This window comes from Companilactobacillus sp. y65-5, from assembly GCF_057541095.1.
This window is the reverse complement of record NZ_BAAJOA010000003.1, coordinates 77,144-92,969: the sequence shown is the minus strand read 5'-3', so window position 1 is coordinate 92,969 and position 15,826 is coordinate 77,144. Positions and strand designations below refer to the sequence as shown.

The 15,826-nt window shown below is 39.3% G+C and carries 12 protein-coding genes; 7 read left to right on the top strand and 5 right to left on the bottom strand.

The window, feature by feature from the left end:
* Positions 1–25 precede the first annotated feature (25 nt).
* Both AC27FM_RS06915 and AC27FM_RS06910 read left to right on the top strand, forming a co-directional pair.
* Positions 26–1,486 carry a multicopper oxidase family protein gene (locus AC27FM_RS06915; RefSeq protein ID WP_487087007.1) on the top strand — a complete coding sequence of 487 codons (1,461 nt, stop codon included), beginning with the start codon at positions 26–28 and terminating at the stop codon, positions 1,484–1,486.
* Positions 1,487–1,622: 136 nt separating this feature from the next.
* Positions 1,623–2,249 carry a DUF6198 family protein gene (locus AC27FM_RS06910; protein ID WP_487087209.1) on the top strand — a complete coding sequence of 209 codons (627 nt, stop codon included), beginning with the start codon at positions 1,623–1,625 and terminating at the stop codon, positions 2,247–2,249.
* A gap of 286 nt (positions 2,250–2,535) precedes the next feature.
* On the opposite strand, the gene AC27FM_RS06905 is transcribed toward AC27FM_RS06910, so the two are convergent.
* Together AC27FM_RS06905 and AC27FM_RS06900 are read right to left on the bottom strand one after the other, a co-directional pair.
* Entirely contained in the window at positions 2,536–3,735 is a 1,200-nt protein-coding gene (locus AC27FM_RS06905) for a GGDEF domain-containing protein (protein ID WP_487087006.1), read from the bottom strand.
* A gap of 290 nt (positions 3,736–4,025) precedes the next feature.
* Positions 4,026–5,099, bottom strand: a complete 1,074-nt coding sequence (locus AC27FM_RS06900) for a glycosyltransferase (RefSeq protein ID WP_487087005.1) — start codon at positions 5,097–5,099, stop codon at positions 4,026–4,028.
* 206 nt (positions 5,100–5,305) lie between these two features.
* On the opposite strand from AC27FM_RS06900, the gene AC27FM_RS06895 reads away from it, so the two are divergent.
* Positions 5,306–6,667 (top strand): FAD-dependent oxidoreductase, encoded by a 1,362-nt coding sequence (locus AC27FM_RS06895; RefSeq protein WP_487087004.1) that lies wholly within the window; start codon positions 5,306–5,308, stop codon positions 6,665–6,667.
* Positions 6,668–6,894: 227 nt separating this feature from the next.
* Entirely contained in the window at positions 6,895–9,570 is a 2,676-nt protein-coding gene (locus AC27FM_RS06890; RefSeq protein WP_487087003.1) for a cation-translocating P-type ATPase, read from the top strand.
* A 46-nt stretch (positions 9,571–9,616) separates the two neighbouring features.
* Here AC27FM_RS06890 and AC27FM_RS06885 read toward each other — a convergent pair whose 3' ends face one another.
* Positions 9,617–10,306, bottom strand: coding sequence for an EAL domain-containing protein (locus AC27FM_RS06885; RefSeq protein WP_487087002.1), 690 nt, complete (start codon positions 10,304–10,306; stop codon positions 9,617–9,619).
* Positions 10,307–10,367: 61 nt separating this feature from the next.
* Positions 10,368–10,799: a GNAT family N-acetyltransferase gene (locus AC27FM_RS06880; RefSeq protein WP_487087001.1), complete on the bottom strand. Its 432-nt coding sequence runs from the start codon at positions 10,797–10,799 to the stop codon at positions 10,368–10,370.
* Between the two features lie 316 nt (positions 10,800–11,115).
* Between AC27FM_RS06880 and AC27FM_RS06875 the strand changes: the two genes are divergently transcribed.
* The gene (locus AC27FM_RS06875; protein WP_487087000.1) at positions 11,116–12,471 is read left to right on the top strand and encodes an FAD-dependent oxidoreductase; all 1,356 of its coding nucleotides are present in this window, start codon (positions 11,116–11,118) and stop codon (positions 12,469–12,471) included.
* A gap of 130 nt (positions 12,472–12,601) precedes the next feature.
* On the top strand, positions 12,602–12,925 hold the full coding sequence (locus AC27FM_RS06870; RefSeq protein ID WP_487086999.1) for a metal-sulfur cluster assembly factor: 324 nt from the start codon (positions 12,602–12,604) through the stop codon (positions 12,923–12,925).
* A gap of 470 nt (positions 12,926–13,395) precedes the next feature.
* Here the strand turns inward: AC27FM_RS06870 and fba are convergent, their stop codons facing one another.
* Positions 13,396–14,265, bottom strand: a complete 870-nt coding sequence (fba, locus tag AC27FM_RS06865) for a class II fructose-1,6-bisphosphate aldolase (RefSeq protein WP_487086998.1) — start codon at positions 14,263–14,265, stop codon at positions 13,396–13,398.
* 404 nt (positions 14,266–14,669) lie between these two features.
* Here fba and wecB point away from each other — a divergent pair, with 404 nt between their 5' ends.
* Complete coding sequence (gene wecB, locus AC27FM_RS06860) at positions 14,670–15,812, top strand: non-hydrolyzing UDP-N-acetylglucosamine 2-epimerase (protein ID WP_487086997.1); 1,143 nt, start codon at positions 14,670–14,672, stop codon at positions 15,810–15,812.
* The last annotated feature ends 14 nt before the right edge of the window (positions 15,813–15,826 follow it).

The following is a 15,826-nucleotide window of genomic DNA, read 5'->3' as shown; positions in this document are numbered from 1 at the left end:
AAAATTTGTATAGAAGGCGAAAATATTGGGAAAAACAAAAGTTTACAATGATTATTTCTTCGATGAGCCGATATTTGACTTACATGATGGTGGTTATATTCCGTTGGAAGTTCCTGACGTTCCAGAGAAACCATTGAATGTTCCAGAATTACTCAAGCCTGATAAGGTCGAAGGTAATGATGTTTATTATACTTTGACGGCACAGGAAGGCGAGACACAGATTTTGCCGGGTAAGAAAACTAAGACTTGGGGTTACAGTACTAATATCCTCGGTAAAACAGTCGTCTACAAGCAAGGTGTTCATTATCACGTGCACTTAGTTAACAAATTACCAGAAGTCACGACATTTCATTGGCATGGTCTGAACGTTACAGGACCTATTGTTGATGGTGGTCCACACGCTCCCGTCTATCCTGATGGCAGTCGCGATATTGACTTTACACTCGATCAACAGGCGCAAACTGATTGGTTACACGCCCACCCATGTCCAAATACTGCACGTCAAGTTTGGAACGGATTAGCCGCTGCTGTGATCGTTAATGATGATGAGGAAGCAAAGTTGCCATTCCCTAGAAATTACGGTGTCGATGATATTCCGGTGATCTTGCAGGATAGAACTTATCATGACAATCAATTGGATTATAAAGCTGACTACGATCTCGATGGCACTCTGGGTAAATATGCGTTAGTAAACGGAACTATCAACGGAGTCTTCGATGTGACGACACAACGAGTACGTCTACGTATCTTGAATGGTGCCAATCGTCGCGAGTGGCGGCTACATTTCGATGACGATCACGAGTTCACACAGATTGCTTCCGATGGTGGGACATTGCCAGAGCCAGTCCACTTCACCAAATTAATGCTGACCTGCGCTGAACGTGCTGAAGTCATCGTTGATTTTGGTGATAAGAAGCCGGGTGATGTTGTCACATTGATGACAGATGATGTGCCAATCATGAAGTTTAAGATCGGTGAATATCAACCAGAGCATGTTGAATTACCAGAACACATGACCACGATACCAGAGCCAGTACCAACGCCGGGTACGGAGATTGTGCACACAATCATGTCAGGGATGGATGATCAAGTCCGTCTCGATGGAAAGTTGTTTGACATGCAGCGAATCGATCGGAAACAAAAGATTGGAGACACGGTCATTTGGGATGTAACGAATACCAATGACATGGCGCAAGGCATGATCCATCCTTTCCACATGCATGGCAATCAGTTCTTAGTATTGAGTAGAAACGGCAAGGACGCCTATCCAAACGAACACGGCTGGAAAGATGTCGTTGGTGTCAATGCCGGTGAGACAGTCAGACTAGCAGTTCGATTCACCAAGTTTGGAGTTTATATGTATCACTGCCACATTTTGGAACACGAAGATACCGGGATGATGGCTCAGATCGAAGCCTATGATCCTGAGCACGAGCACAAGTTCCATTTGATCTCTATGGAAGAAATGCATCATCCTTCAAAATAAAATAATAATTCAAAAAGCCAACTAGATGATAAAATTCAACTAGTTGGCTTTTTTCTCTTTGTGAAAAGTAATAATATAAACATATTAATCTATAATTGAGGGTGAGTTCGTGAACGATAATAGTTTTAAAAAAAGAATGGGGTATTTAATATTTTCGATCATCCTCAACGCTGCCGCAAATGCACTGATGATCGACAGTAACGTTGGTAGTGCCGTTTGGATGGCATCTGGTGTCAATATATCACAGCTAATAAATGTTCCATACGGAACAACTCTGTTCGTCTATGCGGTCCTAGTGACGATCATCAATCAATTCTTACTCGGTAAATTTGACGGGCATATTTTTATTTCTAATCTGCTATTCTCACTGCCATTCAGTTATTTAGTGGGATTCTTCTCGAATCTCTATCTGACCTTCCACATCGATCAGTTGAGCCTCACCATACGTGTCGTGATCGACCTCATCGGATTGTTAGGAGTATCGACAGCAGTTTCCATCTATCAACGTTGTAATTTGATCCAACATCCTAACGATGAGTTAGCCTATCTATTAAGGTTCCAATTTCTACACGGTTCAGCTGGTTGGGGACAATTGATCAGTTACACACCACCGATCACCATCATGCTGATCTGCTACTTGATCACAGGCAAACTGTTGGCAGTCGGTATTGGGACGTTGTTAGCAATATTTGTTCAAGGGATTATTATCGGTTTTGCGGACAAAATAATAGTGCCATCATTAAAACATCATTACGTTCTTTAAATTCGTGTTAAAAGAATGTTAAGAGATGGTAAAAATAAAATATAAAAATGTTATAAGAGTTAACATAAATTGATTGAATACTATTGCGAACCTAAGTCAGATGTTGTACTATGATTTTTAGGGACTACCAGATTTAAAACAACTGATTCCTTCCCGAGGGTGAAGCCATATGGTTTCATCTTTTTTTGTGGCAGAAGGCTTGATTTGTACTGATTAATATCAAAAGAACTCAAAAACTCCTTGATTGATTTGATTCAATTCAAGGAGTTTTTTTTGCCTATTTTTATTACTCGAAGCTAAATGTTTCATCTTCAACTGTTATCCTGTCTCGACCGGATTCCTTAGAGTCGTAGAGATACTTATCAACGCGGTTGAAAATATCTTTGAACGACTTGTCAGATGGTTTGAGCTCAGTCACACCGAATGAAACTTTTACATCAAGTCTATCACCATTGTATTCCAGTGGATTGTTGATCAATGAATCTCTAATCTCACGGATGATCCTAGCACTCTCATCAGCACCCAATCCTCGGAAGATGATCAGAAATTCCTCGCCACCGTAGCGAAATATCTGTCCACGAGTAGTTTTACTGAATAACTGATGTTCGAAGTGGTTGGCAACGTATCTCAATACTTTATCACCCGCCAAGTGTCCGTATGTATCGTTGAAGATCTTGAAATGGTCGATGTCAAACATCGCAATGGTCAACGGGACTGCTGACTCATTGTTATAAACCTTGAAGACTTCTTCAGATACTTGATCGAAACTAGCTCGATTACGAATCCCTGTCAATTCATCATAATTGACTTGTTCAGATAGGCGATTGTAATTTTTGATCGAGTTACGAACCCACATGGCCAAGTAACGAACGATTAACATGTAGACGATGAAACCGATGACCATGTTGATCGCATAGTAGGGCGTAAACTTGTGGAAGGGCCAGATGATCGCCCACCAAAACGAGCCGTACATGGCTTGGAGTACGATATAGCGCCATTGTGAGGTTAAAATCAAGTCCGTGTTTTTAGAGATATAAATAATTGTTAAGGTCAGCGCGATGAACGCTGCCGAAAACAATAATAGATAGTTGTTATATCCAGTGACTGCTCGATAGCCGAAGATATAAAGCGGTGCAATGATATTAATGGCCGCAACGACCTTATTTTGCATCGTATATAAACTGTATAGGAGTATTGTCAGCTGAGTAGTGGCATAGAACCAATTCCTCATATCTCCAGCATTCAATGCCTTAAAAATATGCTGGACTAGGATCATACTGATAGCTAAGACAACACCTTCGATCAATTCAAAGATAATACGATAGGTAACACTGAAGTTACCGTGCATTATGCTTTCGAAGGAATATGACATGACAGTTATAATTGTGATTATACCAACGGTTATCAAACCAACGATAACCGCGTTAATGTTGGCATCTAAGATTAGAAGTGACTGGAAACTATCAAAATTAAAATTGATTGACATTCTCCACCCCCTAAATATTAAATAATAAAACTCATTTGCCATAACATGGTAAATTCATAAACAAATATGAATATCACAGCAACTAGTATCAATATTACCATGAAGTAATATATATTGTTAAGTTATAAAAAGGAAATAATATTTTATATTTTTGTCTAAAAGGATATAATTTTGAAATATATAAAATAATTATCAAAATCTTGCTGTTTATATCCTGTGCAAATTATTTTTATAGTAATAATTCACTTTTAGATAATAAAAATAAAATTTCATTTTAAGAATAAATTTTTCTAGACTGACAATTCTTTAAAGATATATTTCTTTTGAATGTGGTAGCTAACAAAGAACAGTAAACAGTCAACGACTACTTTGATGTAAGTAGGGTTGAACAATGTCAGTGCGTGTACTGCCGAGACCAAGGTGCTAGAAACAAATATTTGTGCTACTGCCAAGGTCGCATACTTGATGACACTGTACTGTGAATTGCCTTGGAAGACGGCGTGGCGATTAACTAGATAATTGAACGCTGACGAGAGAAATCGGGATAGGACTGACGCAATGGTGATGGACAGGTAATTATTTCGTCCAAGTATCAACAACGTCAGAGCGAAGACACCGATGTCTACGACAAAAGAAAGTAGCGAAGATATGGTATAGCGAAAGAAAGAGGGGATAGCGTATTTGAAGAAGATAGAATAGATCGATACTGAGTCAGCGATAACTTTGAAATGTGAGCTGGCATTATTTTCCAAATACACAGTAGTTATTGGTTGTTCGATGATAGGAATATTCGACTCCTTAGCTTCAAACAACATCTTCATTTCGAATTCAAACCGATCTCCGGCCACACCGACTAAGTGTTGCATGAAGCTGCGAGGGATTACTCTCAATCCCGTCTGCGTGTCAGTTATTTTGATCCCAGTAAGAACTCCTAAGAGTTTACTAGTTAGATTGTTACCGAAGCGACTGCGCCAAGGAATATCCTTTTCAAACTTTCTCACTCCTAGAACTAGATCGTGGGGATGTGATTGAAAAAGTTCCATACATTTATAGGCATCGTCATATAAGTGCTGTCCATCAGAGTCCATGGTGACGATACCAGTAATGTTAGGCATCTTATCTAGAATGTAGTTCATGGCAGTTTTTAAAGCTGCACCCTTGCCTTTATTAATGTCATGAGATAGTACCCGGATGTTAGGGCTTTTTGACGATGCATGCTCAAAGATGGAATTATATTTTTCACTACTTCCATCATTAACGATGATAATGGGAACTTCAGATGCTTTAGCAATGATTTCATCCAGAAGTTGCAGTAGTCGCTGTCCTGGTTCCAAAGATGGAATTACAATTGTTAGATTATCCAAAGTTGACCCTCCCTCTATACTTTTACTAAACAATAACTACCTTAAGTATAACGCTACTAATAATATATTATTGTTTAATATTAATATATTTATTGTTAGCCTGTCGATAATTTTGGTGATCACCGTTTAAGCCAAATATTATCCAATTAGGTGTTATTTCGGTATAATAAATATGGTATTTTTTTCCAAGTTGGAGGGAATTTTTTATGAAAGTTATTGTAGTAGGTTGTACACATGCTGGTACGGCGGCTGTGGATCAAATCTTGCAGGATCACCCAGAAACAGAAGTAACAGTCTACGAGCGTGACGATAATATTTCTTTTCTGTCATGCGGAATTGCTTTGTATCTAGGACATAAAGTAAAACGTCTAGAAGATATGTTTTACGCGGATCCTTCAGATTTGGAAAAACTCGGTGCTAAAATCTTCATGAAGCACGATGTTTTGAAGATCGATTCTAAGAATAAAACATTAATGATCGAAAACATCAATACTGGTGATGTCTTCGAGGATACTTACGATAAGTTGATCATGACGACGGGTTCATACGTCCAAGTTCCACCGATCATGGGAATCGACAATTCACGTATCTTGATGTGTAAGAATTATGCGCAAGCTCAAGAGATCTACGAGACTGCTAAGAATCATAAGCACATTGCGATCGTCGGTGCAGGTTATATTGGAGTAGAGTTGGCTGAGAGTTATGCTAACACTGACCACGAAGTCACCTTGATTCAGTCTGGTGATCAAGTGTTGAATCACTATATCGATAAACCCATGTCAAAAAATATCACTGACTTATTGGAAGAAAACGGCGTCAACATCTTCTTAGATGAGCGTGTAAGTAGCTTCATCGGTGGTGATAAAGTAATGATCGAGACAGATAAGGCTGAGCATGAAGCTGACCTAGTTATCGTCTGCACAGGTTTTATTGCTAATACAGAATTACTGCGCGGTCAAGTTGAGATGGATCGGCGTGGGGCCATCGTGATCAATGATTACGTTCAAACCTCTGATCCCGATATTTACGCTGCTGGTGATGCTTGTACGGTTAATTTCAATCCCACTGGCAAGCCAGCATACATGCCGTTGGCTACTAATGCCATTCGCCAAGGTGCATTAGCTGGAGTTAACGTCTTTGGTAACATCCAAAAATACATGGGCACACAAGCTACCTCGGCCATGGAACTATTCGACTACACCTTAGCATCGACTGGTCTGACACTAAAAAATGCTTTGGAATGGAAGTTCAACGCTGACGTGGTCGTCTATCATGATTATTATCGTCCAGATTACATGCCAACAACGGAGATGCTGACGATCAGATTAGTCTATGATAAGGACAATCGTAAAATCCTAGGCGCACAATTATTCAGCAAGCATGAAGTTGCGCAATCAGCTAATACTATCTCAGTAATGATCCAGAACAATAATACGATCGATGATTTAGCCTTCGTGGATATGTTGTTCCAACCAAATTACGATAATCCATTTAACTATTTGAACTTAGTTGGACAGTTGGCAGTTGCTAAAGAACGTGATGAGAACAAGCAAAAAACTAATAAATAATTATGAATCAATGATAGTTGCTCTTGAGGAATCAATCAGATATACTTTGAATAACATAGAATTGTTATTCATGAGGGAGTAACTAGCAGCTAACGCTGTAGCAATATCATCAACCCGAAGGGATTTTTCTGGTATTGCTATAAATAGTGAGACTTATGTGTGTTTTTAACGCGCGTAGGTCTCTTTTTGTTTTGACAGGGACCTAGCGAGATTAAGGAGGAATCAAATTGTCAGAACAAAAACATGACCAACTTTCTAACGCCTTTTATGCACAGACTGAAGCCGAAGTATTGGCGGAGTTAGATGCAACTAAAGAAGGACTGAACTCAGATCAAGTTAAGCAGCGAACCGAGGAATACGGTCCCAATAAACTTGACGATGGCAAGAAAAAATCATTATTACAAAAGTTTTTGGAGCAATTCAAAGACTTAATGATTTTAGTTTTATTAGCAGCCGCGATCATTTCCGCAGTCGTATCACATGATGTTATCGACTCGGTCATTATCCTAGCAGTTGTTATCATTAATGCCATCTTGGGTGTTTTTCAAGAATCACGTGCTGAGGCTGCCATCGAGGCGTTGAAGAAGATGTCAACACCTCATGCCAACGTATTACGAAATGGCGATACGGTGACGATCAAGAGTAATGAATTAGTCCCCGGCGATATCGTCTTACTAGAAGCTGGTGATGTGGTTCCAGCAGATCTTAGATTATTGGAATCCAATTCTCTGAAGATCGAAGAATCAGCTCTGACTGGTGAATCAGTCTCTGTTGAGAAGGAAATAAAAGTCATCGAAGATGCACAAGCGGGTATCGGTGATCGTGTCAATATGGCGTTCTCCAATAGTAATGTTACCTATGGTCGTGGAACTGGTGTAGTTGTTAATACTGGTATGTCGACTGAAGTTGGTAAGATCGCTAATATGATTGCCAAAGCAGATGAAACAGCAACACCATTGAAACAAAACCTCAATCACTTAGGTAAGTTCTTGACCGTTGCGATCGTAATTATCGCAGTCGTGATGTACGTAGTCGGGACGTTCTTTAATGGTATGGATCCAATCAACATGATGCTAACGTCAATCTCATTGGCTGTTGCAGCGATACCTGAGGGACTTCCAGCTATCGTAACGATTATCTTAGCTTTAGGTACGCAAGTAATGGCACGACGGAATGCAGTTATCCGGAAATTACCAGCAGTTGAGACGCTCGGTTCAACTGAGATCATTGCCTCAGATAAGACTGGTACTTTGACTTTGAATCAGATGACTGTGGAAAAAGTATACACATTCGATCATCAACAAACTGCGGACGATGAATTATCAACTGACGACATGACCCTCAGAGTGATGAACTTCGCTAATGACACGAAAATCTCACAAGATGGAACGATGATCGGTGATCCAACTGAAACAGCATTGATAACTTTTGGTGAAAAACACAATTTTGATTTGTCAGCTAAATTACAAGAACAACCTCGTGTGGCAGAGTTACCATTTGATTCTGATCGTAAATTAATGTCAACGATCCATGAAGCTGGTGACAAGTTCTTAGTTGCGGTCAAAGGGGCACCAGATATTTTGCTAGAACGTGTCACGAAGATTCAGACTGAAGCGGGTATTCGTGATATCACCGCCGAAGATAAAAAAATCATTTTGCACAACAACAAAGATATGGCTCAACAAGCCTTGCGAGTGCTGGAAATGGCTTATAAATATATCGATAAAGTTCCAGCTGAATTGGACTCTGAACAAGTGGAGAACGATTTGGTCTTTGCGGGATTAGTCGGGATGATCGATCCAGAACGTGAAGAAGCCGCTGAAGCAGTACGTGTAGCTAAAGAGGCTGGTGTTCGTCCATTGATGATCACTGGTGATCACCGCGACACAGCTGAAGCCATTGCAGCTAGATTAGGTATTATTGAAGCTGGTAACGATGCAGCGGTACTGACAGGTGCTGAGTTAGATCAGATGTCCACTGAAGAATTTGATAGTAAGGTTAAAGATTACTCAGTCTACGCTCGTGTTTCACCAGAGCATAAGGTTAGAATCGTTAAGGCTTGGCAAAAACTTGGTAAAGTAGTGGCCATGACTGGTGACGGTGTTAACGATGCTCCAGCATTGAAGCAAGCTGATATCGGTATTGGAATGGGAATCACGGGAACAGAAGTATCGAAAGGTGCCTCAGACATGGTCTTGGCAGATGACAACTTTGCAACGATCGTGGTAGCAGTAGAAGAGGGACGGAAGGTCTTCTCTAACATTCAAAAAGCGATTCAGTACTTATTGGCAGCTAACTTAGGTGAAGTCTTGACCTTATTCATCGCCACATTGTTAGCTTGGGATACTATGTTGCCGATTCATTTGCTTTGGATCAACTTAGTTACAGATACCTTCCCAGCTATCGCGCTAGGTATGGAACCAGCAGAATCCAACTTGATGAATCACAAGCCACGTGGAAGAAATTCTAATTTCTTCTCTGGCGGTGTATTAGGTAGCGTGATCTATCAAGGTATTTTTGAAGCAGCGATGGTCTTGATGGTCTATGCAACGGCTATTATTTGGCCAGTTCACAGTGGAACAACTTTGATTCACGCCGACGCTTTGACAATGTCATTCGCAACTTTAGGATTGATCCAACTGTTCCATGCGTTCAACGTTAAGTCAGTTCATCAATCGATCTTCAAGGTCGGATTGTTTAAGAACAAGGCCTTTAACTGGGCTATACTAGCCTCATTAGTTATGATGATGGCAGTTATCTTAGTGCCTGGACTAAATGATGCCTTTAGAGTGGCTCACTTAGACATGCATCAATGGGCTATTGTATTAGGCTCATCATTTGCGGTCATTCCATTCGTGGAAATCGTAAAATTGATCCAACGTAAATTACAAAAAAGTGCATAATAAAAAGCTGATCTCAACACCTTGATTTGTGTTGGAATCAGCTTTTTTAATCCTCGAAAACATCGTCGTCTTCTTTGATCTTCAGTAGATGCGGCTTGCCATAAAAATAACCTTGGCGAAGGTCTATTTGTAATGAATCAGCTAGTTTATCGTCGCTTTCGTTTTCGATCCCTTCCAGGATCAAACGCAAGTTGTGCTGATTGGTATAATCACGCCAAAAAATAACTTTTTCTTCAATGTTAGGATCACGAAATTTTTCTTTGAAGTTTTGGAGCGCAAACTTAACTTCTGATGCTAGTGGAATCAGTGGCTTGATGTGTTCTAGTTTGTTCTCACCAGTACCTACATCATCTAGACTGAAGTCCATACCGAACTCAAGGAACTGTCTGATCAGTGGAATCATTTCATCGTTGGTCCACTTTTCATCTCCTGGTTCTTCAGTCAGTTCAACGACAAGTTTTAGTGGTCGTAATTGCAGTTGGGATGTGATGATAGCTTTTCTGACCTCGGCATCCATCAATTGTGTACGGTTGATATTGACAGAGACAGATCCGATCTTGAGTGATAGACGTTTGGTAGTGTCGATCAAGACCTCCGCCATAGTGTGTGATGGTATATCAGAAAAATGTAGAGGTGGTCGCCATCCGTCTTTGGTTTTCTTTTTCATCAATAACTCATAACCAATCAATGTGTTGGTGTACTTGTTCAATTGTGGTTGAATAAAATATCTGTACATACGGATCCCCCTGTGACTAATTGCTTATCTTTTCATTATACAATAAGCAATGGTAATTATCTTATAACAAGAACTTCATGTCGTGGTGTAGAATACCAGCTTCACGATATTGCTCGCCGATAACTTCAAAACCAAGCTTCAAATAAAAATCCTGAGCATGATCCTGCGCTCCTAGTATCACGTAGTCATAATCAGCTGATTTGGCTTTTTCGATAATATCTTGCAGTAGTGCTGATGCAAGGCTCTGGTGACGAAATTCTTTTAACACAGCTACACGTTGGACATGGATGCCATTATCATCGGTTGGGTAATAGCGAGCTGTACCAGCTGGCGTGCCATCCACATAGATAGTTACGTGAGTGCAGGCTTCTTCACCGTCGATTTCTAGATCAGGGTCGACATTTTGCTCTTTGATAAATACTTTTTTACGAATATTCAGGGCATCTTGATAAATCTGTGAAGTTAAATCATTTGAATACTTAATTTCTTGCATATTATACCTACTTTCAATTATTGAATTTAAATTATTTTACTCTAATAACCGAATTATTTATAGGGTAATCTGACAACAGATGACATAATATTAGAATATTATAAATATTCCGTTTTTGTATTCTTTTTTGAACAAACTATTTTGTCTAAATTGATAATTGAATGGTGTAAAATTAAATTATAATGCATTAAGAAAAGGCTCACACAATTCGGGACATTTTAGTAAAATAATAGATGTAAGTGTGTTACTTTTAATGTTAAAGGCTTTTGATTTATTAGATAAGATTATATTAACAAGTCCCATGGGGAGGTACATATTGAAGGTTATTATTGTTGGCTGTACACACGCTGGTACGGCTGCAGTTCAACAGATTTTAAAAGATCATCCTGAAACAGATGTTACGGTATATGAGCGTGAAGATAACATCTCATTTTTGTCATGTGGAATTGCTCTGTACTTAGGTCGGATCGTTGATAGACTTGAGGATATGTTTTATGCGGATCCAAGTACACTGGAGAGCCTTGGTGCAACAGTAAAGATGAAGCATAGTGTTGAGAAGATCGATGCTAAGAATAAGACGATGATCATCAAGGATCTTGCTACTGGACAAGAGTTTGAGGATAGCTATGACAAGCTGATCATGACTACGGGTTCAGTTGTAAGTACACCTAATATTGATGGTATCAAGAATCCACGGATACTCTTTTGTAAGAATTATGAACAAGCTAAGGGAATTTATGAATCAGCTAAGAATTATCAAAGTATCGCTATCGTTGGTGGGGGTTACGTTGGTGTAGAACTAGCTGAAAGTTACGCCAATACAGTTCATGAGGTTACTTTGATCCAATCAGGTAATCAGATTTTGAAGAACTATATTGATAAGCCACTTTCTGATAAGATCATTCAATCATTAAAAGATCATTACGTTCACGTTTATTTGAATGAACGTGTTCAAGGGTTTGAAGATGGCAAGGAAATCACCATCAAGACAGATAAGGATACGCATAAGGCTGACTTGGTCATCATGTGTACAGGTTTTGATGCTAATACTGGTCTGTTAAAGGGACAAGTCGATATGGACGGCCGAAATGCTTTGATCATCAACGAGTACGTTCAAACATCTGACCCAGATATTTATTCTGCCGGGGATGCCTGCGCAGTCAACTTCAATCCGACTAGGAAGCCGCTGTATATTCCGCTAGCTTCTAATGCCGTGCGTCAAGGAACTTTGGCAGGTAAGAACGTCTTCGGTAATGTGCAAAAGTACATGGGTACACAAGGTTCGACGGCAATGCAACTGTTCGGCTATACTTTAGCTTCGACAGGTATCACGCTGCACAATGCTTTGGAAGCCGGGATCAATGCCGATCGGGTCATGTACCACGCTAATTATCGTCCTGATTTCATGCCCACTAATGAAATGCTGACGATCTTCTTAGTTTATGATAAGGACACTCGTATGATTTTGGGTGCACAATTCTTCAGCAAGCATGAAGTTACACAGTCAGCTAATGCTGTTTCGATTGCCATCCAAAACAATAATACGATTGATGACTTGGCATTCGTCGATATGATGTTCCAACCATACTACGATAATCCATGGAATTATCTTAACTTAGTCGCACAATTAGCCATCAATAAGTTAGATTATGGAATCGTAAATAACGATTAATTTATCAACTATTTAGACAATTTTTATAAATAAAATTGTCTTTTTTTGTATAAAAAATATTAGAAAGATGTTATATTTAAGCTGTGAAAGTGAAGACAAATAGATTCATATTTCGAAGGGAGTCGTAGATATGAATAAGAGAGTGGATGTTGCTGATCAGCGGGCAGGGGACATAATGTGTGCACTAGAAAATGTGATCGATCCAGAATTAGGAGTGGACGTAGTCAATCTCGGAATGATCTATGATGTTGAGATCGAAGATAATAGGTGTGACATCACGATGGCATTGCCACATTCGTGGTGTCCAGTCAGTGATTATCTTCAAGTGATGGTCAACCATGCTGCAAAGTCGGTCGAAGGGATCGATACTTGTGATGTTCAGTTAGTTACAGAACCAAAGTGGACAGTCGATAAGATGAGTCGACTGGCAAGAATAGCTTTGAATTTAGAATAGCAAATAAAAAGGGAACCTAAGACGGCAAATATCTTAGGTTCCCTTTTTTTATTAGGGGTTTGATACTTATAAAACTGTGGGGGATATCTATTACAGAGATTCATCCACGCTTTGTTTTTCCAGGGAGGCTTGAGTAGGAAGCAGAGTAGGCGTGGATAAAATTGTTGAGTATACCAATATTATCACAGGACCTCCTTACTTAGGGGATTGCTCTCCTTTTTATGGTTTTATTATACCAGCATTATTTTTGATTCACAATATATAAAGATGCTTACAGGATGTTTTCACAAGTCAAATAACCCATAGGTATTGATGTGACAATCTTATTTGTGATAAATAAGATGCAAAAATATTTCACAATTGTCTTTTTCTGTAAGAATAGTTCAACTGATGTATACCAATTTAAAATTAGAACACAAAAAAAGAAGATGAATTATTCATCTTCTTAATTAATTAATTAAATAAATTAATTATTTAACTGAAGGTGTACCAAACCATTCGATACGTGCTTTAACAGTATCTGTAATAGCTTGTGTACCAGGAGCAAGTAACTTACGAGGATCGTAACCCTTTGCATCTGTATCTTGATCTTTGCCAGCTTCGAAGTACTTACGAGTAGCTTCAGCAAAAGCAAGTTGTAATTCAGTATTAACGTTAACCTTTGAGATACCCATTGAAACAGCCTTGATGATTTGTTCCTTAGGAATACCTGAACCACCGTGAAGAACAAGTGGTGTTTCGATGTTGTCAGCTAATTCTTGTAGACGGTCAAAGCTTAAACCTTTCCAGTTGTCAGGGTAAACACCGTGAATGTTACCAATACCAACAGCAAGGTAATCAACACCAGTAGCAGCAAGTGTCTTAGCTTCTTCAACATCAGCTAATTCACCAGCACCAGTAATACCATCTTCTGTACCACCAATTGAACCAACTTCTGCTTCAACAGAAATGCCTTTAGCGTGTGCTAACTTAACGATTTCCTTTGTCTTTTCAAGGTTGTCGTCAAAGTCAAGGTCATGACCATCGAACATAACTGAGTTGTAACCAACTTCGATACATTCTTTAGCAGCTTCATAGTTACCATGATCCAGATGCATAACAACTGGAACTGTGATACCCATTGCTTTAACTGTATCTTGTACTAGGTGTAGGCAAAGTTCATAACCACCCATGTACTTAGCAGCACCCATTGATGTTTGTACCAAGACAGGTGTTTGTGTTTCTTCGGCTGCAGCTAAAATACCGCGAGTCCATTCCAAGTCGTTGATGTTAAAAGCACCAACAGCATATTTACCTTTACGGGCGTTTGAGAAAATTTCATTTCCGTTTGTTAAAACCATCGATAATCCTCCAATAAATTCATCTTTGAATACAATAGTCATTTTAACTCAAATCTTAACTAATTCATATGTTTTTTGTAAAAGTATTTACAGTAAAGGTGTACCTTTGATGTGAAAATAGACCACAAATGCGATGATATAGAGTATTACAAGCCCTAATAAAATAAACCACCAGTGTTTTTTACTGTCGGATTTCATAAAAGTATTGTAAATTGCCATCACCATAAAAAAAGCCAGCAATATAGTGAGAGTACTCAATATCATTAACATCGGAATATTTATTATCATAAAACTTATTATATCAAGTTTTTTCTGAAAATATCCATAAATAATCGAACTAGATGGCGACTATATAATATATTCCTATTCTGATATACTTTTAGATGATTATTGAGGTGATTAATTTGAAAAAAATCAAAGTTATGACAGTCTTTGGAACACGACCAGAGGCAATTAAAATGGCTCCGTTAGTTTTGAAATTAAAGCAAAACAGTGATCGATTTGAAACGATCACCGTTGTTACAGCTCAACACCGTGAGATGTTGGACTCTGTATTGGAAATATTCAAGATCAAACCTGACTATGACTTAAATATCATGAAGGAACGTCAAACTCTCAGTGGTATTACCGGCTTAGTGTTGAAGGAACTCGACAGTATCATTGAAGCCGAAGAACCTGATATCGTCCTAGTCCATGGTGACACTACGACGACGTTCAGTGCGGCTTTGTCGGCCTTTTATCATCAGACTAGCATCGGACACGTTGAAGCCGGCCTAAGGACTTGGAACAAATATTCTCCATGGCCTGAGGAAATGAATCGCCAAATGACAGACGATTTGTCAGACTTGTATTTTGCTCCAACGAGCGAAAGCAAGGCTAATTTGCTCAAAGAAAATCATAATGGTGACAACATCTTTATTACTGGTAACACGGCTATCGATGCCTTGAGAAGTACAGTTCATCAAGATTACCACCATGATATCTTAGATATCATCGATCCTGACAAAAAGATGATCTTGATCACGATGCACCGTCGCGAAAACCAAGGTGAACCTATGAAGCAAGTCTTCAGAGCTATGAAGCGGGTAGTTGAGAAACACGATGATATTGAATTGATCTATCCGGTTCACTTGAATCCGGTTGTCCAACAAACGGCTAAGGATATTCTCGGCGACGTTGACCGTGTACACTTGATCGACCCGCTAGACGTGGTTGATTTCCATAACTTAGCATCGAAGAGTTACTTTATCATGACTGATTCCGGTGGTGTTCAAGAAGAAGCTCCTTCGCTAGGTAAGCCCGTCTTGGTATTACGTGACACAACTGAACGTCCTGAGGGAGTCACAGCAGGTACGTTGAAGTTAGTGGGAACTGACTCAGAAGTTGTTGAGCGTGAAATGAGCCGCTTGATCGAAGACAAGCCAGAGTACGATCGGATGGCTAACGCTAAGAATCCATATGGTGACGGTAAAGCATCAGATAGGATCATGGATGCTATCAGTTATCACTTTGGTCAAACAGACGAAGAACCAGATGAGTTCGAATAAAAAAGTGAAGCGAG

Bases quoted from the DNA above. Each gene is read 5' to 3' on its own strand.
- AC27FM_RS06910 (WP_487087209.1), top strand. From the start codon at position 1,623: ATGGGGTATTTAATATTTTCGATCATCCTCAACGCTGCCGCAAATGCA.
- AC27FM_RS06905 (WP_487087006.1), bottom strand. From the start codon at position 3,735: ATGTCAATCAATTTTAATTTTGATAGTTTCCAGTCACTTCTAATCTTA.
- AC27FM_RS06895 (WP_487087004.1), top strand. From the start codon at position 5,306: ATGAAAGTTATTGTAGTAGGTTGTACACATGCTGGTACGGCGGCTGTG.
- AC27FM_RS06885 (WP_487087002.1), bottom strand. From the start codon at position 10,306: ATGTACAGATATTTTATTCAACCACAATTGAACAAGTACACCAACACA.
- AC27FM_RS06880 (WP_487087001.1), bottom strand. From the start codon at position 10,799: ATGCAAGAAATTAAGTATTCAAATGATTTAACTTCACAGATTTATCAA.
- AC27FM_RS06870 (WP_487086999.1), top strand. From the start codon at position 12,602: ATGAATAAGAGAGTGGATGTTGCTGATCAGCGGGCAGGGGACATAATG.
- fba (WP_487086998.1), bottom strand. From the start codon at position 14,265: ATGGTTTTAACAAACGGAAATGAAATTTTCTCAAACGCCCGTAAAGGT.